The following is a 24,765-nucleotide window of genomic DNA, read 5'->3' as shown; positions in this document are numbered from 1 at the left end:
CAAATCATAAACCAGTAAACTGTGCGTACATTCTCCGATAGGTCGTGTTATGTCTGTTTGGTTTTTTGTTGCCATCACGTTGATGGGTTTGTTCATCGTCTTGTTGTCCTTGAGCGCGTCTCGAATAAAACCGGCAAAATGGTTTGGTTTTTGCGTATTAGTTTTCGTTCTGACGACCGCTGGCTTTTTGCTATTTCGACAACCGCCGCCACCGCCGATTCAAGCCGAAATGTCACGCATGATGACCACTCGCGACATCATGGAAGAGATTCAAACCCAACTTCGGGAGGAGCCTAATAATGCCGAGCTTTGGTTCCAGCTAGGGCAGGGCTATTTGCTCGAAGGAGAGTTTGATGGTGCTCTTATTTGTTTCGACTACGCGATCCAATTGACTGACCCAGTCAGTGCTACTCAGCTTGCCGCTAAAGCGACGACCCTGTATTACATTCATAAGCAAGCAATGACGGATGAAGTGGGTTTGTTGCTTGAACAAGCGCTACAACTTGAACCTCACAATGAAGCGGCTTTGTCTTTGATCGCAAATGACCATTTTTTGTCATTCCGCTTTCAGGAGGCCATTGATACTTGGGTACTATTATTAGATTCTAATGATCCAAACTTAGATAGAGTGCAAATCATTAACTCTATCAACAAAGCAAAAGAGCTGTTGTAGGCGTACAATTTAATAAGCAGTAGAGGGAAAGGTGGGCAACGAATGAAAAATAAAGCACTGAGCATATTGGTTTTGCTGTGCGGCTCTATATTGGCGGGTTGTAGCTCTTCCGATCATTCTGGCTCTTCCTCTTCGGTTTATTATTCTTCAGGTTACTATGATCCTTGGTGGTACGATCATGACGACTACTGGATTTATTACTACCCGGGTTGTTGCGACAACGACGATGAATACAAAGAGAAGCTCGAAGAATGGTGGAATGGCTTAGATGAAGACCAACAGCAATCGATTAAAGACAAGGTAGAAGATTGGAAGGACGATGATATGTCCGCCAATATTGACAATATGAAGCGTCAGTTAGACGACCATTGGCAATCGCTTCCTGAAGAACAAAAGCAGGAGATTCAAACCAAGTGGGAAAATCGTCCGGAGCGTATTGAGCCAGCAGCTTTACAAGACAAAGCCGTGAAAGAAAAGGTTCAACAAAGAAAAGCATTACCGGAAACGAAAATCCAGCGACCAGTTGCTCGTCCAAATGTGCAGATGCCTAAAGCACGTCCAAATATCCAACCTAGGCCGAGGCTTCCTCGTCGCTAGTGAATCTAATTTTTATCTCTCGATAAGATTGAGGATGAAGAAATAAAGAAAGGGGCGTACTGTGCGCCCCTTGTCGTATCTATTTAACCATATCTGTCAGTTTAATTAGTACGTGGCTTCGCGTTCGGCTGCAACCTTATCCCAATCTGGAGCAATGGTTTCCAAGAAGTCTTTTTTATCGGCGTTCATTTTCTCCATGTCCATACCGAGTGCTTGCTGCGCTTTCGCTTTAGTGGAGATGTCCGGGATCTGTACTGGTTCGGTAATGCCTTTCTTCGCAAGTAGACGAACAAGTTTAGTACGCGCATCCGCAGCACGGTCAACGGCGGTACCGAGCACTTCGAGCGCAACTTCAGGTGCATGCATGTGGACACCGTGAGACGCTATTGCATAGTCCCAACGCCATTGTGCGTGACGGATGTCTTGTAAGATTGGTTGCATTTCTTCTTCTGTTGCACCGGCATCCCAAGCCGCTCCTGCTTCAAAGTGTGCAGCAACGATTTGTTTCTCGGCGGTTAGCTTCATGTTCAATACTTGCGCCTTACGTGTTGAAACGATGCCCTGTAGCTGCTCTTTTGTTTGAGTGTGGCATTGCGCGCACGTATCATCAAAGCGATCAAATGGGTTACCGACTTTATGATCGGTATACACAGTGCCATCTTCTTTGGTTACTTTCGGCATATGGCAGTCTACACAAACTACTTTGTTCTTACCGTGGATGCCTTCTCGCCAAGTTTCGTAACCAGGATGTTGTGCTTTTAACATGGGTGCTTTAGAAACGGCATGCGTCCAATCTTTGAAGTTTAGTGCGTCGTAATACTTCTCCATGTCGTTTACTGAAGTTCCCATATCCCAAGGGAATTTGACCGCTTTTGTTGGGCCTGTGAAGTAGTATTCAACGTGGCATTGTGCACAAACAGAGGCTTGTTGATCGAGGCGGGATTGCTCATCAAATTTTTTGCCAATCGTATCAAAAGCTCGCTCAACATACGGGCGAGTGACCGCAAGTGCTGGCTCGCCATTTTTGAACTCCTCAGAGCGAGTATCGTGACAGTCAGAGCAGCCAATAGGATTTACGATTTCTGAGCCCAAGCGTGCCCATTTTCCCTCGAAATACCCATCTTCACCTCGTTCATCAATCACACGTGCGACATCTGGGCTCTTACAGCTCCAACACGCCATTGGCATGGGACCTGATTTTTCATCGGTGGGAGCACCAGTGCGAAGTGTTTGACGAACATCATCGAGAGCGTAAAAGTGCCCGCGAGCCTTATTGTAGTCTTTAGCGAAGCCATAGCCAGCCCAAAGAATGACCATATTAGGGTCTTCTCCGAGTGCATCTTCAATATGTTCGCTTTCAGATGTCGCTTTCCAAGAATGGTATTGGTCAGGGTGGTTTTGTTCGAAGGCGTCATTGCGTGGATCGATGAGACCTTTATCTTCCGCCGCCAAAGGAGCGCCGACCAAAAATAATTGGCTGGCGAATAAGGTCGCAACCGCGATAGGTGTGCTCATCCAGTGTTTTATGCTCACGGTGTTATCTCCATATTCATTTTTATTAGCAGCGTTGTGAGAAGCTATTCCAAATAAGAATCGGAGATCTACTGTTTATAATATGGCTTAATTAAGTAGATGAAATAGTGAGCGGAACTTGTTTTGTTTTAGATCAATTTATACCAGTGATCTCAATCATGTTTGAATTTATATAACCCTAAAGGGGTAGTTATCAATGCTTTGTTTGATAAGGGGTTAGCTTTTTAACCATTTTAAAAATAGGGTGATTAAGCTCGCTTTTTGAACGGTTGTCTCTACCTCTTATGAATAATAGAGGTATTATAAATATAGGTTTAGCGTTGTGGCTTTCTGAAATAAGAATTGATGTCATTTGAAGATGTTAAAAATATCTTCAGAGGAAATTAATTGTCGCTCAAATAAATAATTGAGAATAATTATCACTTATTTAAGAGCTAAGGAAAGAAAATATGGGCAATATAAAATTGGCCATAGAGACAATGTTGAAACTTCTCTTCATCTTTGCCGTCTATGGTTTTTCCATCGCCGCCCATGCGACTTCTTCAGAGCCAGTTGAAGGTGCTCAAACCGAGCGCCATCAAGTCGAATTAATCCGTGACAGAGACTATAAATGTCTCCAGTGTCATAAGGACGCCAAAGATACTCTGAATCTATCGCATGACCCGCAAGCGCTATTAAGCCAGGGCAAACAGCTCAACTGCACGAATTGTCATAGTAATATCGGACCCGATCACCGTGAAGATGCTTCGGAGGTGATTAAGTTCTCCGCAGCACAATCTAAAGCCGTTCACGATAAAGTTTTTCTTGATCCAAGTTTAATCCTTAAAGCCAATAGTCAATGTGTGGATTGTCATACCCCGTTGAAGTTACGTGAAAGTCACTGGACGCATGATGTACACGCGAAAAACCTGACGTGTTCAAATTGTCATGATGTGCATGCTGCGAAAGCCAAAGCGCTGGCATACGACCGTAAAGAACTGATTAAGCAATGTGTCGACTGTCACTCTGAATTTGCCATCGAGCCTGAACTTGCAAAAGAGGAGGAGAGATAGCATGAAATGTTCTAGAAGAAATTTCTTAGCCGGTAGCGGCGCACTGATTTTGACTGCAGGCGTTGCAGGCACTTCCGTTGTGAGCTCTTCTCTTTATGCCAGTGACAGTGAGCGAGCTAAACGTTTAGGTATGGTACACGATGAAACGGCTTGTATTGGTTGCACCGCGTGTACTGATGCGTGTCGTGAAGTGAATAATGTTCCGGAAGGTGTGACTCGTCTTAAAATTCATCGAGGAGAGCCGATAGGGGAATTCCCTGATGTGGAATACCAATTCACTCGTGAATCTTGCCAGCACTGTGATAACCCACCTTGTGTGTATGTTTGTCCAACAGGTGCTGCATATAAAGACGAAACGACAGGCATCGTTGATGTGCACAAAGAGAAATGTGTCGGCTGTGGTTATTGCTTAGCGGCCTGCCCTTACCAAGTGCGCTTTTTCAACCCTGTTGACCACTCTGCAGATAAATGTAATTTCTGTCGCGATACCAATTTAGCGCAAGGTAAACAGCCAGCTTGTGTGGAGTCTTGTCCGACGAAGGCACTGATATTTGGTGATTTGAACGATCCGACGAGTGAAGTGAGCAAAGCGATAGAAGGCCACGTTGTTTACCGGGATAAATCGCACCTAGGTACGCAACCTAAGCTGTATAAAATTCCGCATAGCAAAGGGGAGGTGTCATCATGAACGGCTTTGAAAGTGCTTTCCACTTTGACTCGTTAGTCTGGGATTGGATTATCGCGATCTATTTGTTCTTAGCGGGTATGTCCGCTGGTGCGGTGATGATTGCCATCTATCTAAAACGTAAAGTCATCGAGGGTGACCCAGCAAATAACGGCATCATGAAGGCCATGGCTTGGTTGGCGCCATTTGGTATCATTGCTGGTTTGGTTATTCTGATTTTCCACCTAACTAAACCGCTAGAGTTTTGGAAGATCATGATTTACTACAATCCGACTTCCGTGATGTCGATGGGCGTTATCCTGTTCCAAGTGTACATGATTGTGTTGTTTGTCTGGATCGGCGTAATTTTCCGCCATCCAATCATCAACTTCAGTGAAGGAAAGCTGCCAAGTAAGCTACTGGACTTTGTTGATGGTCTGCTTATTAAGTTAGGTAAAGGCAACAACGCGATAGAACTTTTTCTGGGATTCTTAGCGATAGTCTTAGCTGCATACACCGGTTTCTTACTGTCTGCATTGAAGACCTATCCAATGCTTAACAACCCAGTGCTGCCTATTTTATTCTTGTTCTCGAGCTTGTCTTCTGGCGCAGCGGCTTGCTTGATGTTCGGAATTCTCGTCTTTAAAGAACCGACTAGCAGCCCTAGCGTGTCTTGGGTTCACGGGTTTGAACGCCCAGTGGTGTTGTTCGAATTGTTCGTATTGGTGACATTTTTCACGGGCTTAATCTTCAGTGGAGGGCAAAATGAAGCAGCTGCGTGGAACGCGATATCCAGTGGTTTTTGGGCGCAGTGGTTCTGGGTTGGTGTAGTACTAATAGGTATGCTAACACCTCTTACCATGAACTGGCTGATACCTTCAGAAGTGCGCCATAAAGGCAGTTATGTCTTTGTCGTTACCACTTTGAGCTTGGTCGGTGTACTCATGCTACGTACGTTCATCCTTTATGCAGGCCAAATGACGGTTGTATAAGGAGGTAAAATGGAAGCTGAATTGGGGTTTTTCTTACTGGTATTGGTGGTCATGGCGTCCAGCAGCGCGGCATTGTTGCACTGGTTTCGACGTGCTATCGGAAAGAACGTGGCGTTAACACATCAAATTGCCACGTCGCACATCATCAGTTTAGCTTCCGTTATCTGTCTATTGCTTCTTGTTCTTTGTTTCATTAAAGACAACTTCGCTCTTGAATATGTCATAGCTCACTCTAATAGCCATTTGCCAGTCGCTTTTAAGGTTGCTGCCGCATGGGGAGGGCATCAAGGCTCGATGCTGTTTTGGGTGGTAACGCTTAGCGTGTGGGCGTCATTTATTGCGTTCAAATCTCCTATTAGTACGCAATATACAGGTGACTGCTTAGGCATCATGAACGTGTTAATAGCCGTCTTTGCTTGGTTCACATTAACAACTTCTAACCCCTTTGAATACGCTCAAGTCCTAGCTACAGAAGGACGAGACTTGAATCCGATGTTGCAAGACATTGGGCTTATTATTCATCCACCACTGCTTTATTTAGGTTATGTCGGTTATGCCGCGATATTGGCCTTTGCTTTAGCTGCTTTGCTGGGTAAATGTCCTCTGAATGAATGGTACGGGATTGCTCGTCGTGCCGCTTTCTTTGCTTGGGGGACACTCACTGTCGGTATTTTGGTTGGCTCTTGGTGGGCTTACAACGAGTTAGGGTGGGGCGGTTGGTGGTTCTGGGACCCAGTAGAGAACGCTTCATTATTACCATGGTTAACCGGAACTGCACTGTTGCACAGCGGAGTTCTAGCTCAAAGACATAAAAGTGCTCTATGGAGTACCTATGCGTTGGCATTTGCGACTTTTAGCTTGAGTATTTTGGGAACATTCATTGTGCGCTCTGGGGTTCTTACCTCGGTGCATGCTTTTGCGGTTGATCCAACCAAAGGCTTATTACTGCTGGCGGTGTTGAGTCTGTTGGTCGTGGTCACTTTTGGGATACTTATTGTTCGAGGTGACGGCATCAAAGCTTTTAAGCTAGTTTCTCTTCTTAGCCGAGCATACTTGACTTACGTTGCGATAGGCTTGTTCGTCATTACTACAGCGATTGTTTTCTTGGGTACGTTCTACCCGATGGTCTACCAACTGTTTGGACTTGGTAATATTTCCGTTGGTGCTCCTTACTTCAACAGCTTGCTATTCCCATTATCATTATTAGCATTGGGCGTAATGGCGATTATTCCTTTGCTTAGGTGGCAAAAGGGAGCGGATAAAAATGTTTTTATCTTTGCCTTGATTGCTATGTTGGCAGTGGTGAGCTCTGCTTTCGTGTTTGTTTTCTCGGTTGAAAGCGTGCGTACAACCAGTTTGATCACGATTATGTTAGCGGTGTGGGTTGTGGTCGCCCATTTTTTGCTGATATTAACGTCTGAGACTAAGGTGACGCTGGTTCCTATGGTAATGGCGCATATTGGTTTTGCCCTCGCCGCAACTGGGGCGGTGATAAACAGTGACTATTCTTATGAATATCATTTGCGAGTTGAGCCTGAGAGCTCGCACCAACGTTCAAACGTGAGTATTGATTATCATGGCATTGAGTGGGTAATTGGTCCAAATTACACCGCAGAACGAGCGAGTATTTATCTTCATTTGGAAGATGGTCGTACCTTGTCCCTTCAACCGGAAAAACGCCATTATCCAGTTCGAGTTATGAATATGACCGAGCCAGCCATTCGCTCATTGTGGCATGGAGACTACTATGTCACGCTAGGCGATAAAGTAGATTCCAATGCCTATGCAATTAAACTTCAGTATCGAGCCGGTATCTGGTGGATTTGGAGTGGTGGGCTAATCGCAGTATTTGGTGCGTTAATGACACTCGCGAACAAAAGAAAAAAGGTGGCACATGGTGTCGAAGAATACGCTTAAGTTGTTATTTCTTGTTAGCGTTGTGGCTTTGTTTGCTGCTCTTACGGCAACCGCTCTGTCTGACAGGCCCAATGTTGAATTGTCTGAGCAGCGCAAGTTGGTGATTCCTAGCTTTACCTCGATATCATTGCTTTCTGAAAAGGAAGTAAACCAAACCGTGTTTAAAAGCGAAGGTTATAAATTGCTGAATATTTGGGCTTCTTGGTGTGGAATATGCAAGAGTGAGCACGATGAATTACTTCTATTAGCAGAGCAGGGTGTACCCATCATTGGTTTGAATTATCGAGACCAAAAACAAGCTGCTCGTGAATATTTGAGCTTTAAACGAAATCCATATAAAGAGGTGATCAGTGATCCCAATGGAAAGCTTGCTGTTGAACTTGGTGTAATAGGTACACCAGAAACTTACTTGATTGATCAAAATGGAATCGTGTTGATCAAATATCGTGGAGAGCTCACTAAAGATAAATGGAATGATATATTTTCGGAGTATTTTGATGTTTCGATTTAATTATCTACTCGCCTGTTTGTTGGCTTTTACGTTATTTTCATCTTTAGTGAAAGCGGAAGACATTAAGCAGAATGTTGATCTATTTCAGTTTCATTCTGTTGAAGTGCAACAACAGGCAACCGCTCTAGCCAAGACATTACGCTGTCCTCAATGCCAAAATCAAAACCTTGTTGAATCAAATGCCCCAGCGGCAAAAGACTTACGTTTAAAGGTCTACACGATGGTGAATGAGGGGAGTAGTGAACAAGAGGTCAAAGAATATTTAGTTGCAAGATATGGGAATATTGTTCTTTATCAGCCGCCGTTTAATTATTCCACAGCATTGTTGTGGATCTTTCCTGCGCTATTTTTGATCTTTTTTGTCTTATATTCGATCCGAATGACAAAACGTAATTAATGTGATGATAATTCCACTATTAAAAATAAATTGTGCACATAACAAGCAGAATGTTATCATTTTGCAGAATTTATGAAGGCTCCAGTGAATAGCAGACCATAAAAATGAGCTGGAGAAGTAATAAAAGAACGAAAGGTGTACGCAGTGGATTCAGTTATATCGCAATTAAAAAAGGACTTTTATTCGCAGATTCGTGCATTGCAGTCACCGAAGCTGCCACAAGTCACTTCGTCTCTCGCCGTCTTAACCGACGAGGAAATTCAAGAACTCGAAGCCGTTTGGATTGAGCTCGCTGTATGGAAGCGCAGTCAAACTCATTAAACCGATTCAAACTTAGCGACTTTAAACCCCAGGCAAATTTGTCTGGGGTTTTTTTATTGTAGTTAGCTGTAAATGTTATACTATAACAAATGTAAAGTCGGCAGTTGGGGATCATTTTCGCTATGAATTCTCGCTGTTGCTAGAATAAGAGTACGCCTCGTTGTGATCTCAACATTGAAAAATACGGTATCAATCCCCATAGTTGAAGAGCAAATGAGAGCAATCCCATGAATGCGATAACGAAAATGCATCAAGCAATAAATCGAGTGAGTGTAGATATGGCGGAAGTACGTGCCAGAGTAGATTTTAAAGTCGGGGCTAACAGCAACATAGATGCCGAAATCCTGTCTTTCCATGGCCTAAAGACAGATAAAGAGCATGTAGCAATTATCTTTAAACAAGCGGATCAAACGCAGGATATGCCTTTAGTGCGTATGCACTCTGAGTGTCTGACTGGCGATGTGTTCCACTCTTCACGCTGTGACTGCGGTGAGCAACTAGAAGAGACCATCAATCGAATGGGCGAATCAGGTGGCATTATCCTATACCTTCGTCAAGAAGGCCGCGGTATCGGTCTTTATAACAAGATTGATGCATACCGTCTTCAAAGTCAGGGTATGAATACTTACGAAGCAAATAATCATTTGGGCTTCGATGATGACTTACGTGATTTCACAGAAGCAGCACAAATGCTTGAAGCACTAGGTGTGAATAAGATTCAGCTTGTTACTAACAACCCTAAGAAGATACGCGAGTTGTCAGAGTACGGAATTGAAATCGCAGAGGTTGTCAATACGTCTGCGCACATCAAAGATGGCAATGAAAATTATCTGAAGGCGAAAGCTTCCCATGGTAAACATCACCTAAAGGTTTAATCTTTAAAGATAAATCTAACAGTAAAGCATTTTAAAAGCCTCATATTTATGAGGCTTTTTTTGTATCTAGAGTTGCAAATAAATTGTAAATTTGTATTATCTCGGGACAAAAGTGCAAATAAGAATAATTAGCACTACGAATAAGATTATTAAAAACGCTCAACAAGGATGCTTCTGATGAATGCAAAAAAAGTGTTAGTCCAATCTATTGCTGCATCACTTCTCATTGCTAGTGGTTCTACGGTTGCTGCTTCAGTAACTCAACAACAAGTTGTCGAACATTACGCGGACGTTGCTCATGCTGTATTTGCTGATTCAGTGACAACAGCTAAAGCACTCGACGTAAAAATCGACGAATTCCTAAAGTCCCCATCTGCTGCAAAGCTTGAAGAAGTAAAACAAGCTTGGCTTGACTCTCGTGTTCCTTACCAACAGTCTGAAGTTTTCCGTTTTGGTAACGCAGTCGTTGATGATTGGGAAGGCCAGCTAAATGCATGGCCACTGGATGAAGGGCTGATCGATTACGTTGCGACAGATTACCAATACGAATTAGGCAACGAAGGCGCCTCTGCTAACATTATTGCCAATACAAGCCTACAGATTGGCGCGTCTAAACTCGATGTATCAAAAATTACACCAGAATTAATTGCGGACTTGAACGAAGTTGGCGGCTCGGAAGCAAACGTGGCTTCTGGTTACCACGCGATCGAGTTCTTATTATGGGGCCAAGACTTAAACGGCACTAACGCAGGTGCTGGTCAACGTGCTTACACAGATTTTGTTGTGGGATCTGAATGTACTAACGGTCACTGTGACCGTCGCGGCGAGTATCTAAAAGCCGCTGCTGATCTGCTGGTTCAAGACCTTGAGTGGATGGAAAAACAGTGGTCTGCAGAAGTGAAAGGCAACTACCGCGAAGAGCTACTTGCTGGCTCGGCTGAAAATGGTCTACGCAAAATGCTATTCGGCATGGGTTCTCTTTCTCTAGGTGAGCTGGCGGGTGAGCGTATGAAGGTGGCACTAGAAGCGAACTCGACAGAAGACGAGCACGATTGTTTCTCAGATAACACGCATAACTCTCACTACTACAATGAGCAAGGTATCTACAACGTTTACACTGGTACCTACAAAGGTGTAAACGGTAAAGAATTGTCTGGTCCAAGTATCGCTGATCTTGTTGCTCAAAAAGATCAAAAAGCAGCGAAAGAGATCCAAAAGCAGTTTGACATGACTCGTAGCCAAGTTGGTGAATTAGTAACGTCTGCTGAGAAGAACAACCAGCACTTCGATCAATTGATTGCAGCGGGCAACGCACAAGGCAACGCGCTAGTAAACGACACCATCATGTCGTTGGTAGCCCAGACCGGTGCGATTGAGCGAGCGGCAAACATTGTCGGCATCGACAGCCTAAGCCCTGATACTGCTGACCACGAGTTTTAATCGTTCATAACCATAATAAATAAGGGCTCTTTGTGAGCCCTTTTGCCGTTTGAGCTCGTTGTTATCACCCTTGTTGTATATGTAGAGCAATGATATGAAGCCATACCTAATTTCTGCGCTAGCCGCGCTCCTTTCTTCTTCTGCCATGGCTTACGATGTTAAGTCTGGTGGCAAAACCAGTGTTAAAAAAGACGGCGCGAATGCGTATTCTCTTCCTGCTGCCAACTTGCCGATGAGTAAGCGCCTCGATTTCAGTGTAGGTAACAGCTTTTTTCGTAACCCTTGGGTACAAGCGCCAGCGTCAACAGATGCTCGTGATGGCTTAGGCCCGCTTTTTAACACTAATGGTTGTCAGAACTGTCACATCAAAGATGGCCGTGGTCATCCACCAGAAAAAGACGATTTACATGCGGTGTCTATGCTGGTGCGCTTAAGCATTCCTGCGATAACGCCAGAACAAAAGAAAGCTTTTATTAAGGATGGCGGAATCCCTGAACCAACATACGGCGGCCAGTTACAAGATTTTGCACTCCAAGACCAAAAACCAGAAGGAAAAATCGACATTACCTATACCGATGTTCCGGTGCAGTTTAAAGACGGAACGACAGTCGTTTTGAGAAAACCAAACCTGAAAATTACCGAATTAGGCTATGGTGACATGCACCCAGATACGGAATTTTCCGCGCGTGTGGCACCGCCAATGATCGGTCTTGGTTTGTTGGAGAGTATTCCCGACGAAACGCTACTCGCTTGGGTTGATGAACAAGATGCCAACAAAGATGGTATCTCAGGCAAAGTAAATAAGGTGTGGGACATTGAGAAGGGTGACTTCTCAATTGGTCGTTTTGGATGGAAAGCAGGACAACCGACGTTGATGCAGCAAAATGCGGCGGCATTCAATGGCGATGTGGGTTTGACAAGCCATTTATTCCCGAACGAAAACTGCACCTCGAAGCAAAGCATTTGTGACGACATGCCAAATGGCGGCAAACCAGAAGTGAGTGAAAATATTCTCGACTTCGTTGAGTTTTACAGCCAGCACTTGGCGGTGCCAATTCGTCGCAATGTCAAGGATCCGAAAGTGCAACTAGGACAGCAGACCTTTGCATCATCGGGTTGTGAGAGTTGCCACAAGACCAGCGTAAAAACGGCGAAACGACCTGAATTGCCAGCGCTTTCTGAGCAGCTTATCCACCCATACTCAGACATGCTTCTGCATGACATGGGTGAAGGCTTAGCCGATAACCGCCCGGAATACTTAGCAAACGGCCGTGAGTGGCGAACTGCACCGTTATGGGGCATTGGTTATACCGAAGAAGTAAACGGTCACACGTACTTCTTACATGATGGCCGTGCTCGTAACCTAATGGAAGCGGTGTTGTGGCATGGCGGTGAAGCTGAAACAGCGAAACAAAACGTCTTAGCACTGAACAAAAAAGAACGAGATGCATTGATTGCGTTTCTGAATTCTCTATAAGGAAGCAACCATGAAAAAAACACTGTTAGTGAGTGCGATTACCGCAACGTTAAGTTTGGTTGGTTGCCAATCGACCATTAGTTCGAGCTCTGCAAAGCCTGAGAGTACAAGTCATATTTCTCAAAGCGTGTACGAGGTCGAGTTTCAATCAGCTCAGACGTTTTTAGCGCAAACCACAGAACTTGAACAACGCTTCGCAGATTATTGCGCATCAGAGTCGAAAAATGATGCTCAAGTAAAGCAGCAATGGCACCAAACCATGTTGTCTTGGATGTCACTTCAAGGCCAAGAGCGCGGTCCTGCTACGGCATTAGAGCAAAGTTGGAATGTTCAGTTTTGGCCAGATAAAAAGAACACCACTGGACGCAAAATGTCGGTACTGACGAAATCTGAACAAGAATGGACATCAGAGCAGATTGCGACACAAAGCGTTACTGTGCAAGGACTGGGGGCGTTGGAATGGTTGATTTACGACAATGCATCGACACTTTCTACCAATCACAACACTTGTGCAACTGGCGTTGCGATTGCTGAAAACTTGCATGAGAAAGCACAGATCATCGCAGATTCTTGGGCAGAAAATCCATGGAATTCATTAGAGATGGCGGAATGGGAGTCAGAGTACATTTCTCTTTTGTCGAATCAGCTTGAATACAGCATGAAGAAGCTCAGTCGACCACTAGCGAAGATTGGTAAGCCTCGCCCGTATTTTTCAGAATCGTGGCGTTCAGAGACCTCGCTTTCAAACTTAAAAGCCAACCTTCAAGGGATGGAAGCGTTGTACTTTGCTAACGGAAATGGTCTAGATGCGCTACTGAGAGAGCAAGGCCATACAGATCTCGCAGACCGTGTCGTTCATCAGTTTGAAATGGCGTTAGAAACTTGGCCAGAAGATAAAAGCTTATTTGCTGCACTACAAACAAAAGAAGGCTATCGCATGGTGCTCGCTCAATACAATAAGCTAGAGCAATTGAAGTACTTGATCCACGAAGAAGTGGCGATCGAACTTGGTGTCGTAATAGGATTCAATGCTACCGATGGTGACTGATCAAACCCGCCGCACATTATTAAAGGCCGCTCTGTTTGGAGCGGCAGCGCCCGTTATGCCATTTGGTTGTGCTTCGACAATATCGCGAGAGCCTGCATTGATTGGCTGTTCAATCATAGGCCGAGATAAGTTTGCAGCTGTCGTCGCTGATGAACACGGTATGCCGATCACGACATTGCCGATCCCAGAGCGTGGTCATGGTGTGGCGACAAACCCACAAGGTCATGCCGTGGTTTTTGGCCGCCGGCCTGGTACTTTCTTCATGGTGTTTGACTATCGCTCAGAGCAGATGATCAAACTGCAGCTAGCAAAACCGAATCGCCATTTCTATGGTCATGGTGTTTACTCCCATGATGGCACGTTGCTATTTGCCACAGAAGGGGAGAGGGGGACAAGTCGTGGGATCATTGGTGTTTATGATGTGCAAAAGCAATATCAAAAGATCGATGAGTTAACGGGCTTTGGCCTTGGGCCTCATGAAGTGATCATGATGCCGGACGGCGCATTAGCGATTGGAGTCGGTGGAGTACACACCAACGGTCGTGAACCGTTAAACCTCGACAATATGGCACCTAGCTTGAGCTACCTCTCGCAAGATGGCGAGTTATTAGATCAGGTTTCTTTACCAGATCATAAGCTAAGTATTCGTCATTTAGCTCATGATGGTGCGGAAACCGTGCTTTGTGGTCAGCAATATCGTGGCGAACCGGACGAGTATCCAGCCTTGATCGCCATGCATACGCGTAGTGGTGAAATTCAAGATCTTCAAGCTGAGCCTGAAGAGTGGGCCCGATTCAATCACTATGTGGCGAGTATTGCTGCGACAGATGAATGGATTTTAGCGACTTCTCCCCCTGGTAGTTGTTATGGAATCTGGTCTAAATCTACCGGCAAGTTGGTTGAGCTCAATGCCTTGCCGGATGCGTCTGGCGTCGTGATTTATGGCGATGAATTTCGAGTGAGTTCGGGTGCAGGAAAAGTGGTTGAGCAACGGCCATTAGAGTCAAAAAAAAGCTTCTCTAGCGGCATCCAATGGGATAACCATTGGTCGCGAATTATCTAGAAAGATCATGACTTAATTGCTTATTGAGAAATTTGTTGTCGATTTCATCTTCAGATTCTTAATTTTAAAGCTGCAACCCGTGAGATATTTGCCATACTTTTTTTATGGCAAACAACGGAAGGATCGATTCAGTGATTGCTAGATTCCTTATAATAACGGCACTTATGGTGCCGTTTTGCAGCTTTTCTACTGTAGTTTCTCTCGATGCTTCTGCACAAACAGAGCAAGAAGGGGCAGTCGCTCAGCTGTCAGTCGAGAAGATGATCCATTACCCAGAAGTGATTGATCAACTTTACCAAAGCACCAATTATCGCCTGAATTGGGAAAATGACAGTGATGTCGATCGATTAGTGTTCCAGATGAATTTGGTGGCACTAGCAGACGTAACTCAAGAGTTTGACGATCAGCTTCGTCGTATCGAACAGGTTAGAGCACAAGGTGATAAGCTTGACTTCGATCTTGTGATGACGGACTCATTGCTCATGTATCTTAGTTACCTTGAACAAGTGCCTGAAGAAGGCATCAATTGGTTGTTCGCAAACAAAGACCACATCAAGCTTCCTGCTCCGAGCATTGAAACCCTTTCTCTGTTGAGTAATGAAATCACTGTCGGAAAGATGGGCCAATTTCTTGATGGTCTTCGTTCCCCCCTGCAAATGGATGAGTCGTTTAACACGGCATTTGCGTCCTTGTCGACGTACGCCAAATTTGAGTTCCCTTTGTATCAGCAAGATCAACGCTTGGCGAAAGTGGGTGACGACTTGTTTGATAAAGCAAGTTTGATTGCACGAATGCAAATTGTCGGTGTTGACGTAGGACATTTGGAGACAGAAACAACACTTTACGATGAAAATCTAGAGCTTGCAGTCAAAGAGTTTCAGCGTATTCATGGCCTAAAACAAGACGGTGTGATTGGTCCAAACACGCTTCGTTGGATTAATTTCTCGCCACAACAACGTTTACATTCATTAGCGTTAAATGCTGAGCGTTCTCGTATTTGGGCAAAAGAGCGTGACAATGTCGTATTTGTTAATGTTCCTGGGTATGAGGTCACTTATTGGCATGATGGCCAAGCTCTGTTTGAATCGAAGGTAGTGGTTGGGCGAGCGTCACGTAAGACACCAATCATGACGGGAACATTAGATTCCGTCATTCTTAATCCTACATGGAACGTGCCTTGGAAAATCATGGTGAAAGACATCATTCCTAAGGTGAAGCGTAATCCAATGTACCTGATGGAACACAACATTCAGATTATTCGCTCTTGGACATCGCGTGAGATCATCGACCCTACGACGATCAACTGGGCAACCGTAAATCCAAGAACGTTCCCTTACCGCATGCGACAATCTTCTGGTGCGCACAACGCATTGGGTCTGTACAAATTCAACATGCCCAATCCACAAGCGATTTACTTGCACGATACGCCGAGTAAAAACTTGTTCCAGCAAGATCGACGGGCTTACAGTTCAGGTTGTGTGAGAGTAGAGAATGCCGATCAATTAGCAGAATTGCTGTTCAAAACTCAAGGCTTAGAAGAGCGGTTAGCTAAGAAGCGTCAAAGCTCACGTCGTTCAAATAACTCCGTACCATTGAGTGAACGCATTCAAGTGCATATCATTTATCAAACGGCATGGTTAGAAGAGGGTGTGCTTTACTATCGTGATGACATTTATCAATACGATCATCAAGGGTGAGATTCGTTCTCAATTTAAAAAAATTTACAATTCATAAAATCTGTTTGCTGTTCAATAAGTAAACAAGAATTCCAGCCTAAATGTGACAAGCCGGACCAATTTATGCATTTGACGCGCTAAATTGGTTTCGGTAATGTCCGCTGCTTGTACAGTAAATGAGCAGTATCTTTTAAATGGTAAGTCGTAATTTTTCCCGTCGTGATTTTCTTAAAATGACCGCTGGTAGTGTGGTTGTCGCATCTGCAATGCCAAGTATCTCTTGGGCTGCGTTGCCTGATGAACCACGCGTACTCGCTATGAACAACTTAAACACAGGTGAGTTGCTAGAGTCCTGCTACTTCGATGGTAAAGGTTATGTGGATGAAGAGTTGAAACGCTTGGATCAGTTCTGCCGCGATCATCGCCGTAACGAAGTGCACCCAATGGATCGACGCTTGTTCGACCAAATCAGCCAAATTCAAAAGTTAATTGGGACTGAGTCAGAAGTCATTGTGATTTCCGGCTATCGCTCTCCGGTAACCAATGCATCTTTACGTAATGGCTCTTCAGGTGTAGCGAAGAAAAGCATGCACATGGAAGGAAAGGCCATTGATTTCCGTTTAGATGGCGTGAAGCTCTCTACCGTGCGTGAAGCCGCGCTTAGCTTAAAAGCGGGTGGGGTTGGTTATTACCCACGCAGTAACTTTGTTCATATCGATACCGGAGCAGTACGTTCTTGGTAACACCTTATTGATACTCTATTTTTTGTGATAAATCGCCGTGAACAACCCGTCCCACAAAGCTTGAAGTCGCTTAGGGTTAGTGTCATAGTTGCGGCAGTTTTCATGCAAATTTATTCGGTATAGGTTATCTATGGCTCTGAAATACCAAGTTGTTCCAGTAACATCTTTCTCTCAAAACTGCTCTATCGTTTGGTGTGATGAAACCATGAAGGGGATTGTGATTGATCCGGGTGGTGACGAGAAGCAACTAGCAATGTTAATCAAAGAACTGGGTGTTGACGTTGTGAATCTAGTATTGACCCATGGTCATTTGGACCATGTAGGTGGCACTGAGCCTTTGGCTGCTATGCTGGGCGGTACAGAGATTGTTGGGCCTCATAAAGCGGACAACTTTTGGTTGCAAGGCCTAGAAGGCCAAAGCCAAATGTTTGGTTTTCCTTTGACAGAGGCCTTTGAACCTCATCAGTGGTTGAATGAAGGTGACAAGGTCACTTTTGGCCAGCAAACCCTAAATGTCATCCACACGCCAGGCCATACTCCGGGCCACGTAGTGCTTTACAGCGAAGACGCGCGTTTGGCATTTGTCGGTGATGTTCTGTTTAACGGCAGTGTTGGTCGTACAGATTTCCCACAAGGTGATTTCAACACGCTTATTGGCTCGATCAAAGAGAAACTGTGGCCACTTGGTAACGACGTTACTTTCGTCCCGGGTCATGGACCTCAATCGACTTTTGGTCATGAGCGTAAAACTAACCCGTTTGTCGCTGATGAGATGCCGCTATACTAGAGCATGCAGATTTAGCTCTCGTAAATTATGCATCTGGCTCGGCTGCCGCTAGGTACCGTCGAGCCAACCCCACAAACTCTTCCGCCTCTCTATCCAAATCACTGGCCGAAATAAACACATCATAGCCATAGAACTTCCTTTGATATCTCATTCTATTTGCTAGCATGGCTTGTAGGCCGTCGAATTGCATTCCGTCCTCATTGATGTAGGGAGCAGGGTCGAGCACAATGTCTTCGAACTTTGTCTCGCAGTTATTTTGTCTCGCTCCCAAATAGAGCAGTGCGCGTTGGCCCAATAAAATTTCAGTTGCGATACGTGGACATATCGCGTTGAGGTAGGGCGAGTAATGCTTGAGGCGTATGCCTATCCAAGGTAGTGGTTGATGCCACCCTTCTTGCTCATAAGTACACACACCAATGGAGTCGATATTCTTCCAACGGACGACCCATCCGCCTTTGAAAAGGTGCTGCTGAAAATGCGAAGCGGTCAAGGTATAAGATACTTGGCTCTTTTTAATCATCATGATTGCAAAGCCGATGATGATGGCCATCAGCACCACAGAGAGCATCGCTTGCTTCCAGCCAGGTGCAATTAGAACCAGAAACAAGGTAATCAGCACCACAAGGAGCATGATCAGTTTGTTCACTGGGGAGTTGGATTTGAAATGTGAGTTAGTCAGATGCAGCGTTTCCATGCTTTTAACCTCAATGAATAATGAGTCTGAGGTCTCTGATATTGATTGCTCAACTTGTTGCCTATTAAGTGCAAAGAACCTCTGTTTTTATACCCAGTATTCAATAAATCCGTTCACAATTAATCTGATTAAATAGTAGACGTTCTATGCAGTGAGCGCATTTTTCATCGCGTTTCGCCGCTAAAACCTACAAATCGCTTGTGAATTTTGGTATAAAACGCGCTTCAAATTTTCATCCCTGCTGAGATGCAGTGAACTGGAGAAATATTCGATGAGACTTGCTCATAAGCGTAAGGTGCAGATGAAACTGCAAAAACGCATTAAAGCGACAGTAGCAAAAGTAGCTGCTGCACCTAAAGCGGCTAAGCCTGCTGTTGAAAAAGCAGCAGCACCTTCTGTTGCTGAGAAAGTTGTAGCTGAAAAGAAAGTAGCTGCAGCAAAAACGGTTGAGGTTGCACTTACTCCTAAGCAGCAACAAGTACTAGACATCGTTGTAGCAAATGCTGAAGGTATTAACCCTAAAGGTATTGGTCAAGCTGCAGGTCAAGAAGACACTAAAGCGGCATCATGGGCTACTGGCGCACTGAAGAAGCTTCTTGAAGAAAACCTAGTTCAAAAAGAGCAGTTAGCAGGTAACAAAGTTATCTATAAAGCAGTTTAATTACCGCTGTAATTCTGTTTTCTAATTAAATGCCTCGACATTGGTCGGGGTATTTTTTTACCTGCGATACGCTTAATAGAGTTTCTAATTGAGAATTCTAAAGATATAAAGCCGTCATTTGTCACATTTTTTTAAATACTGTGTAAATTCTTCTGCAGTCAGATACTTAAGTAGTTCCTTATTCTTATAATCCAGAATGCTAGCTTAACTGTCTGATTAATAGACTTTATAAAATTTAGCCATCATAACGACTACGTATAACTACGTAATACTAATGGCTAAAGCCCGTTTCAAAGCACAAATTTGTGCGTGTTCATGCCCATTTCTTACTTCCATGTAATGTCCCATCTTCTATAGCGAATCCTTATGTAATGGATGACAACAATAACCTTGGTGACAAAGGACGTGAACGATGAGTCTTATCCAAAAATCTCTGAAACGAGTGCTCAAAGCGACAGCGATGGTTGCTGCTATGGCATTTGTAACTACTTCTGCTCATGCTGCTGACGACAAAGTTTATCGCTTAAAACTGGCGGAGACATGGGGGCCGAACTTCCCAATCTTTGGTGATGCGACTAAAAACATGGCGAAAATGGCAGAAGAAATGTCAAACGGGCGCTTACAAATCCGTATTGACTCTGCGAACAAACATAAAGCTCCACTGGGTGTGTTTGATATGGTGAAATCTGGTCAGTACGACATGGGGCACTCGGCGTCTTACTACTGGAAAGGCAAAGTACCAAACACCCTTTACTTTACCTCTATGCCTTTCGGTATGTTGCCTACAGAGCAATACGCGTGGTTCTATTACGGTGGCGGCATGGAATTGATGGAGAAGGTTTACTCTCCTCATAATTTACTCTCTTTCCCTGGTGGTAACACAGATACTCAGATGGGTGGCTGGTTCCAGAAAGAAATCAAATCAGTCGATGACCTACAAGGTCTGAAAATGCGTATCCCGGGTTTTGCTGGTGAAATTCTTGCAGAACTGGGGGCGAAGCCTACCAATATCGCACCGGGTGAGCTGTACACTTCTCTTGAGCGCCGTACTATCGATGCATTGGAGTGGGTAGGTCCTTCTCTTGATTTACGTATGGGCTTCCACAAAATTGCGCCTTACTACTACACAGGTTGGCATGAGCCGGGCACTGAGCTGCAGTTCCTAGTGAACAAGCGTACTTGGGAACGTCTACCAGATGATTTGAAAGCGATCCTTCAAGTTGCGATGAAAGCCGCCGCGTACGACATGTACACTCAGTCTAAGCACGAGAGTGGTAAGAACTGGGCATCAATTCAATCAGAATACCCTGATGTTCAAGTCAAAGATTTTCCGCCGGAAGTTATCTCTGCGCTACGTGAAGCGAACGAACGCCTTCTAAAACAACATGCGGAAAAAGATGCATTGGCAAAAGAGATTCAAGAATCTCAAGCGAGCTATATTGAGCAAGTGCGTCCTTGGTCTGACATTTCTCACCGAGCTTACTTAAACAGCCAAGCTCAACAATAACTTCAATATGCTGGCTGAATCTATTGGTTCTAGCCAGCTAGCGAAGCCCAAGAAAAACTTCTCTTAGAGAAGATCATAACAAGTGCTCCGTGAGCCAGCGGAGCCAATTCACACGTTCCATGGAGTTCGGAATGAGAAGCCTTATTTATATTGAGCGAATCTTTAACCGCTTCGGTGATTTTCTGGGGTGGTTATCCAGCATCCTATTTATATTGTTATTAGCGAACGTGGTGTACGACGTTGTCATGCGTTACGTGTTTAATGATGTCTCTATTGCCTTTCAAGAAATGGAATGGCACCTCTTTTCTGCGGTATTTTTACTCGGTGTTCCTTACGCGATTAAATCCGGTGGTCACGTTCGAGTGGATATTTTCTATGAGCGTTTATCTTATAAAGCTCAATCCGTTATCGATCTCTTAGGCACACTCTTTTTCTTATTTCCTTTCTGTCTATTGGTGGCTTGGTACGGCATCGATTTTGCCAAAGAAAGTTATGCCTTGGGTGAAACATCGGGTGATCCTGGTGGCTTACCATATCGTTGGATTATCAAAGCAATGATCCCACTTTCTTTCTTGTTCATGGCAATCAGTGGTATGGGATTGCTGCTGCACTCCATCAACAAAATTGTTAACCCTCATCTTATCTATGCCGGTAATAACGGTAAGTCGTAAAAGGAATTCAGTATGATCGGTATAGTGATGTTTTTTGTCGCCTTGTTTGCGCTACTGCTCGGTTTTCCTGTTGCTTTTACTTTTGGCGGGATCGCATTAATTTTTGGCGTTTGGGCAGAAGGGGTCGAGATGTTCGCCTTCATGCCATATCGCATTCAATCCATCATGGAAAACACGGTATTGATGGCTGTACCTCTCTTTGTCTTTATGGGGTTGGTATTACAAAAGACACGGTTAGCAGAGCAGTTGTTGGAATCCATGGGACGTCTATTTGGTGGCGTTCGTGGTGGTATTGCGATTTCTACCGTGCTAGTGGGGGCGTTATTGGCGGCATCGACCGGTGTGGTTGGAGCGTCTGTCGTCGCGATGGGTTTGATCTCTCTTCCCGTCATGCTCAAGTATAACTACGATAAAGGGTTAGCTTGCGGCACTATTTGCGCGTCGGGGACACTCGGCCAAATTATCCCACCTTCGATTGTATTAATTTTATTGGGCGATGTACTTGGTGTCCCAGTTGGCGATTTGTTCCAAGCTGCGGTGTGGCCGGGTATTGTGCTGGTGGGTGCTTATGTTATCTATATTCTGATTTACGCCAAACTTAACCCAGAAGCAGCCCGTCCTATTGATCGTGATGAATCGATCAGTCGCAAAGAGGAAGTGATCACCGCACTGAAAGCTGTATTGCCGCCTTTAGCATTGATCATTGTGGTGCTTGGCTCTATTTTTGCGGGCATTGCGACGCCAACAGAATCTGCTGCACTCGGTGGTGCAGGCGCGATTGTGCTGTCACTGTTGTATAAACAGTTTAGCTGGTCGATGGTGTACGAAGCATCGAAAGAAACGGTAAAAGTCACAGCGATGGTATTTGCTATTTTGTTGGGTGCGACGGCGTTCTCTATGGCATTTACTTATACTGGTGGCGACTACTTGGTAGAAGAGTGGATGCTGCAAATTCCGGGAGAAAAATGGGGCTTCTTGATCATCACCATGCTCGTGATTTTGATTCTCGGTTTCTTCATCGATTTCGTTGAGATTTGTTTCATTATTGTCCCAATCATTGCGCCTGTTGCTGAGCTCATGGGCATCAACATGACGTGGTTTGCGATTCTGATTGCTATGAACTTACAGACTTCATTCCTCACGCCACCGTTTGGTTTTAGCTTGTTCTATCTGAAAGGGGTGGCGCCAGCAGGTGTGACAACACGAGATATTTATAAAGGGGTAATGCCGTTTATCGCGATTCAAATTGTTGTACTCGCCTCTCTGTTATTCTTCCCTGGTTTCTACGGCATGTCGTAATACGCATGCAGTGACACTAGCGTAGCAATGCAAAGGTGAAAGGCGAATTTGTGAGCTGAGAGTTTTTACCTTTTGAGACAAGTTGTTAAGCTGATTAGTCATTAAGCTAATCAGCGTTTCATTGGAGGAAAGGGATGCCTCTTAAAGCCAAACTTATCTTGCTGGCGTTGATCCCTGTGTTGTTGGTGTCCGCAAGCATCAGTTGGATTTCCATTTATCAAGCGAAGACGCTAGGTCAACGAGAGGTGGAAATCTTTCATCAAAGCTTGATTCAATCTAAAGAAGTCGCGTTGAAAGACACCGTTGATTTGGCTTTCGACGCGATTTCGCACATCTACAATGATCCCACCATAGAAGAGCATGCTGCCAAAGCACGAGTGAAAGCGATCCTCAATCGACTTCGCTACGGTTCCGATGGCTACTTCTTTGCCTACGATAAACACGGAACCAATTTAGTTCATCCTATTTTGCCCGATTTGGTTGGGCAGAACTTACTGCATATCCAAGATGAAAACGGCGATCACCTCATCGAAGCGTTGCTCTATCAGGCTCAGCTTGGAGGCGGCTTTCATCAATACCTTTGGCAGAAGCCTTCTACGGGGGAAGTCGTGCCTAAGTTGAGTTATGCCGCTTGGCTGGATAAGTGGGAGTGGATGATTGGCACAGGTTTGTATATAGAAGATGTCAGTCGCGAAGTGGCTAATATGCGCGCCGCTGTAAATCAAAATATCGAGACAACATTTTTCACCGTGGTTGTCATTTTGGTGGTGACAGTCGCGGTCATCATTGTTCTAACTCTTGCAATCAACCTACATGAGCACAGGTTAGCCGATAAACATCTAAAAGAGCTCGCTCACAAGACGGTGATGTTCCAAGAGGACGAGAAGAAGCATTTAGCTAGAGAGTTGCATGATGGCATTAATCAGTTATTGGTTTCGAGTAAATGCCATTTAGATCTAATGGGGCATCGGATTGACGATGAAAAACTCAAATCACACCTCGATAAATCTCAGCGTTCGTTGATTACGGCAATCAATGAAGTTCGCCACATTTCCCATCAGTTGAGACCAAGTGCGTTGGATGACATTGGTCTTGAGGCGGCGCTATCAACCTTATTGCAAGATTTTCATTCGCATTCCGGTATTGATATCGACTGCCATTTTGATACCAACCATGTGAAGTTAAAATCCGAAGTAGCGACAACGTTGTATCGCGTTGCTCAAGAGTCGTTGAACAATATTGAGAAACACGCGAAGGCAAAAAAGGTCACGGTAATTTTGCAAAAAATGGGCAATATGCTGCAATTACTGATACGTGATGATGGTACGGGGTTCTTAGTTAACCAATCGGTTCATCGGCAAGGTATAGGATTGCGTAACATGCGTGAGCGGGTCGAATTTATTGGTGGTGAGTTTGAACTGATGAGTGAACCAAGGTTAGGGACAGAGATTACCGTTTTGTTAGATTTGGATGGATTAGTTTATGGATAAACCGATTAGTGTGGTGATTGTGGATGACCACCAAGTCGTGCTTGATGGTTTTATGGCACGCTTGGAGCTTGAGTCTGACATCAATGTTATCGGTACTGCGAGTAACGGGCTGGAAGCCATCGAAGTCGCTAAGTTACTTAACCCTGATGTCATCTTGATGGACATCAGTATGCCGATCATGAACGGTATCGAAGCCACGGGGGTGATTAAGGAGGAACTACCCGAGAGTAAAATCTTAATGCTTACCATGCATGACAATCGTGAATACATCATGAAGGTGATGCAAGCGGGTGCGGTCGGCTACATGCTTAAAGAAATCTCGGCAGAAAAAATGGTACAAGCGATAAAAACCGTCAACCAAGGTTCAACATATTTTTGTGAATCGGTTACTCAAACATTATTTACACAAGATGTTGTACCTGCGGCACAAAAGCCGAACCCACTCAGTCGCCGTGAAGAAGCGGTATTGAAACTGGTGGCTCAGGGCAATAGCAGCAAAAAAATTGCTACGCTTTTAGATATTAGCTATCGAACGGTAGAAACGCACCGCCACAACATTAAGCACAAGTTGGATCTGCACTCGACAGCGGAATTGGCTAAATACGCGTTTGAGACTGGTTTGACAGAGTGATTTCTGGGTAGGAGAAAGCGCTCATCACTGGACGAATGAGCGCTAA

General features: G+C 44.6%; 25 protein-coding genes. 23 read left to right on the top strand and 2 right to left on the bottom strand.

Going from position 1 to position 24,765, the window contains the following annotated elements; translation table 11 throughout:
* Positions 1-49: 49 nt before the first annotated feature.
* Together L1076_RS05595 and L1076_RS05590 are read left to right on the top strand one after the other, a co-directional pair.
* Positions 50-673, top strand: a complete 624-nt coding sequence (locus L1076_RS05595) for a tetratricopeptide repeat protein (RefSeq protein ID WP_042602730.1) — start codon at positions 50-52, stop codon at positions 671-673.
* Between the two features lie 42 nt (positions 674-715).
* Positions 716-1,270, top strand: a complete 555-nt coding sequence (locus L1076_RS05590) for a hypothetical protein (RefSeq protein WP_039977597.1) — start codon at positions 716-718, stop codon at positions 1,268-1,270.
* 105 nt (positions 1,271-1,375) lie between these two features.
* Here L1076_RS05590 and nrfA read toward each other — a convergent pair whose 3' ends face one another.
* The gene (nrfA, locus tag L1076_RS05585; RefSeq protein WP_237303325.1) at positions 1,376-2,803 is read right to left on the bottom strand and encodes an ammonia-forming nitrite reductase cytochrome c552 subunit; all 1,428 of its coding nucleotides are present in this window, start codon (positions 2,801-2,803) and stop codon (positions 1,376-1,378) included.
* 449 nt (positions 2,804-3,252) lie between these two features.
* Here nrfA and nrfB point away from each other — a divergent pair, with 449 nt between their 5' ends.
* The 15 genes from nrfB to L1076_RS05510 all read left to right on the top strand — a co-directional run bounded on the left by nrfB (position 3,253) and on the right by L1076_RS05510 (position 17,766).
* Positions 3,253-3,855 carry a cytochrome c nitrite reductase pentaheme subunit gene (gene nrfB, locus L1076_RS05580; RefSeq protein ID WP_237303324.1) on the top strand — a complete coding sequence of 201 codons (603 nt, stop codon included), beginning with the start codon at positions 3,253-3,255 and terminating at the stop codon, positions 3,853-3,855.
* A gap of 1 nt (position 3,856) precedes the next feature.
* On the top strand, positions 3,857-4,543 hold the full coding sequence (gene nrfC / locus L1076_RS05575) for a cytochrome c nitrite reductase Fe-S protein (RefSeq protein WP_237303323.1): 687 nt from the start codon (positions 3,857-3,859) through the stop codon (positions 4,541-4,543).
* Positions 4,540-5,511, top strand: coding sequence for a cytochrome c nitrite reductase subunit NrfD (nrfD, locus tag L1076_RS05570; RefSeq protein WP_104037852.1), 972 nt, complete (start codon positions 4,540-4,542; stop codon positions 5,509-5,511). Before nrfC ends, nrfD begins: the two co-directional genes overlap by 4 nt.
* Positions 5,512-5,520: 9 nt before the next feature.
* On the top strand, positions 5,521-7,428 hold the full coding sequence (gene nrfE, locus L1076_RS05565; protein WP_237303322.1) for a heme lyase NrfEFG subunit NrfE: 1,908 nt from the start codon (positions 5,521-5,523) through the stop codon (positions 7,426-7,428).
* The gene (locus tag L1076_RS05560; RefSeq protein WP_038876074.1) at positions 7,406-7,939 is read left to right on the top strand and encodes a DsbE family thiol:disulfide interchange protein; all 534 of its coding nucleotides are present in this window, start codon (positions 7,406-7,408) and stop codon (positions 7,937-7,939) included. Before nrfE ends, L1076_RS05560 begins: the two co-directional genes overlap by 23 nt.
* Positions 7,926-8,336, top strand: a complete 411-nt coding sequence (nrfF, locus tag L1076_RS05555) for a heme lyase NrfEFG subunit NrfF (protein ID WP_038876075.1) — start codon at positions 7,926-7,928, stop codon at positions 8,334-8,336. Before L1076_RS05560 ends, nrfF begins: the two co-directional genes overlap by 14 nt.
* Before the next feature lie 144 nt (positions 8,337-8,480).
* Positions 8,481-8,657 (top strand): hypothetical protein, encoded by a 177-nt coding sequence (locus L1076_RS05550; protein ID WP_038871948.1) that lies wholly within the window; start codon positions 8,481-8,483, stop codon positions 8,655-8,657.
* 227 nt (positions 8,658-8,884) lie between these two features.
* Positions 8,885-9,532: a GTP cyclohydrolase II gene (gene ribA, locus L1076_RS05545; protein WP_181146191.1), complete on the top strand. Its 648-nt coding sequence runs from the start codon at positions 8,885-8,887 to the stop codon at positions 9,530-9,532.
* A gap of 177 nt (positions 9,533-9,709) precedes the next feature.
* A complete protein-coding gene (locus tag L1076_RS05540) occupies positions 9,710-10,972 on the top strand; it encodes an imelysin family protein (RefSeq protein WP_039977592.1) in 1,263 nt (420 codons plus the stop codon).
* A gap of 94 nt (positions 10,973-11,066) precedes the next feature.
* Positions 11,067-12,449 (top strand): di-heme oxidoredictase family protein, encoded by a 1,383-nt coding sequence (locus tag L1076_RS05535; RefSeq protein ID WP_237303321.1) that lies wholly within the window; start codon positions 11,067-11,069, stop codon positions 12,447-12,449.
* Between the two features lie 10 nt (positions 12,450-12,459).
* Positions 12,460-13,497, top strand: coding sequence for an imelysin family protein (locus tag L1076_RS05530; protein WP_237303320.1), 1,038 nt, complete (start codon positions 12,460-12,462; stop codon positions 13,495-13,497).
* Positions 13,478-14,560: a DUF1513 domain-containing protein gene (locus tag L1076_RS05525; protein WP_237303319.1), complete on the top strand. Its 1,083-nt coding sequence runs from the start codon at positions 13,478-13,480 to the stop codon at positions 14,558-14,560. The genes L1076_RS05530 and L1076_RS05525 overlap by 20 nt, the downstream gene beginning before the upstream one ends.
* 104 nt (positions 14,561-14,664) lie before the next feature.
* Positions 14,665-16,257 (top strand): L,D-transpeptidase family protein, encoded by a 1,593-nt coding sequence (locus L1076_RS05520; RefSeq protein ID WP_038876084.1) that lies wholly within the window; start codon positions 14,665-14,667, stop codon positions 16,255-16,257.
* 173 nt (positions 16,258-16,430) lie between these two features.
* Positions 16,431-16,979 carry a DUF882 domain-containing protein gene (locus tag L1076_RS05515; RefSeq protein ID WP_237303318.1) on the top strand — a complete coding sequence of 183 codons (549 nt, stop codon included), beginning with the start codon at positions 16,431-16,433 and terminating at the stop codon, positions 16,977-16,979.
* A 130-nt stretch (positions 16,980-17,109) separates the two neighbouring features.
* Positions 17,110-17,766, top strand: coding sequence for an MBL fold metallo-hydrolase (locus tag L1076_RS05510; protein ID WP_054757135.1), 657 nt, complete (start codon positions 17,110-17,112; stop codon positions 17,764-17,766).
* A 25-nt stretch (positions 17,767-17,791) separates the two neighbouring features.
* Here L1076_RS05510 and L1076_RS05505 read toward each other — a convergent pair whose 3' ends face one another.
* Positions 17,792-18,460 carry a DUF2982 domain-containing protein gene (locus L1076_RS05505; RefSeq protein WP_045422413.1) on the bottom strand — a complete coding sequence of 223 codons (669 nt, stop codon included), beginning with the start codon at positions 18,458-18,460 and terminating at the stop codon, positions 17,792-17,794.
* A gap of 271 nt (positions 18,461-18,731) precedes the next feature.
* Between L1076_RS05505 and L1076_RS05500 the strand changes: the two genes are divergently transcribed.
* The 6 genes from L1076_RS05500 (at position 18,732) to L1076_RS05475 (ending at position 24,719) form a co-directional block, all read left to right on the top strand.
* Positions 18,732-19,121, top strand: a complete 390-nt coding sequence (locus tag L1076_RS05500; protein WP_038871782.1) for a MarR family transcriptional regulator — start codon at positions 18,732-18,734, stop codon at positions 19,119-19,121.
* Between the two features lie 412 nt (positions 19,122-19,533).
* Positions 19,534-20,628, top strand: a complete 1,095-nt coding sequence (locus L1076_RS05495; RefSeq protein ID WP_042602709.1) for a TRAP transporter substrate-binding protein — start codon at positions 19,534-19,536, stop codon at positions 20,626-20,628.
* Positions 20,629-20,759: 131 nt separating this feature from the next.
* Complete coding sequence (locus L1076_RS05490) at positions 20,760-21,299, top strand: TRAP transporter small permease subunit (RefSeq protein WP_038876092.1); 540 nt, start codon at positions 20,760-20,762, stop codon at positions 21,297-21,299.
* A 12-nt stretch (positions 21,300-21,311) separates the two neighbouring features.
* On the top strand, positions 21,312-22,598 hold the full coding sequence (locus tag L1076_RS05485; RefSeq protein WP_104036092.1) for a TRAP transporter large permease subunit: 1,287 nt from the start codon (positions 21,312-21,314) through the stop codon (positions 22,596-22,598).
* Between the two features lie 134 nt (positions 22,599-22,732).
* A complete protein-coding gene (locus tag L1076_RS05480) occupies positions 22,733-24,088 on the top strand; it encodes a cache domain-containing protein (RefSeq protein WP_042602708.1) in 1,356 nt (451 codons plus the stop codon).
* Entirely contained in the window at positions 24,081-24,719 is a 639-nt protein-coding gene (locus L1076_RS05475) for a response regulator transcription factor (RefSeq protein ID WP_042602707.1), read from the top strand. The genes L1076_RS05480 and L1076_RS05475 overlap by 8 nt, the downstream gene beginning before the upstream one ends.
* The last annotated feature ends 46 nt before the right edge of the window (positions 24,720-24,765 follow it).

This window comes from Vibrio sp. MMG023, from assembly GCF_021654215.1.
In the GTDB taxonomy this organism is placed as follows: domain Bacteria; phylum Pseudomonadota; class Gammaproteobacteria; order Enterobacterales; family Vibrionaceae; genus Vibrio; species Vibrio jasicida.
This window is presented reverse-complemented; position numbering and strand designations above follow the sequence as displayed.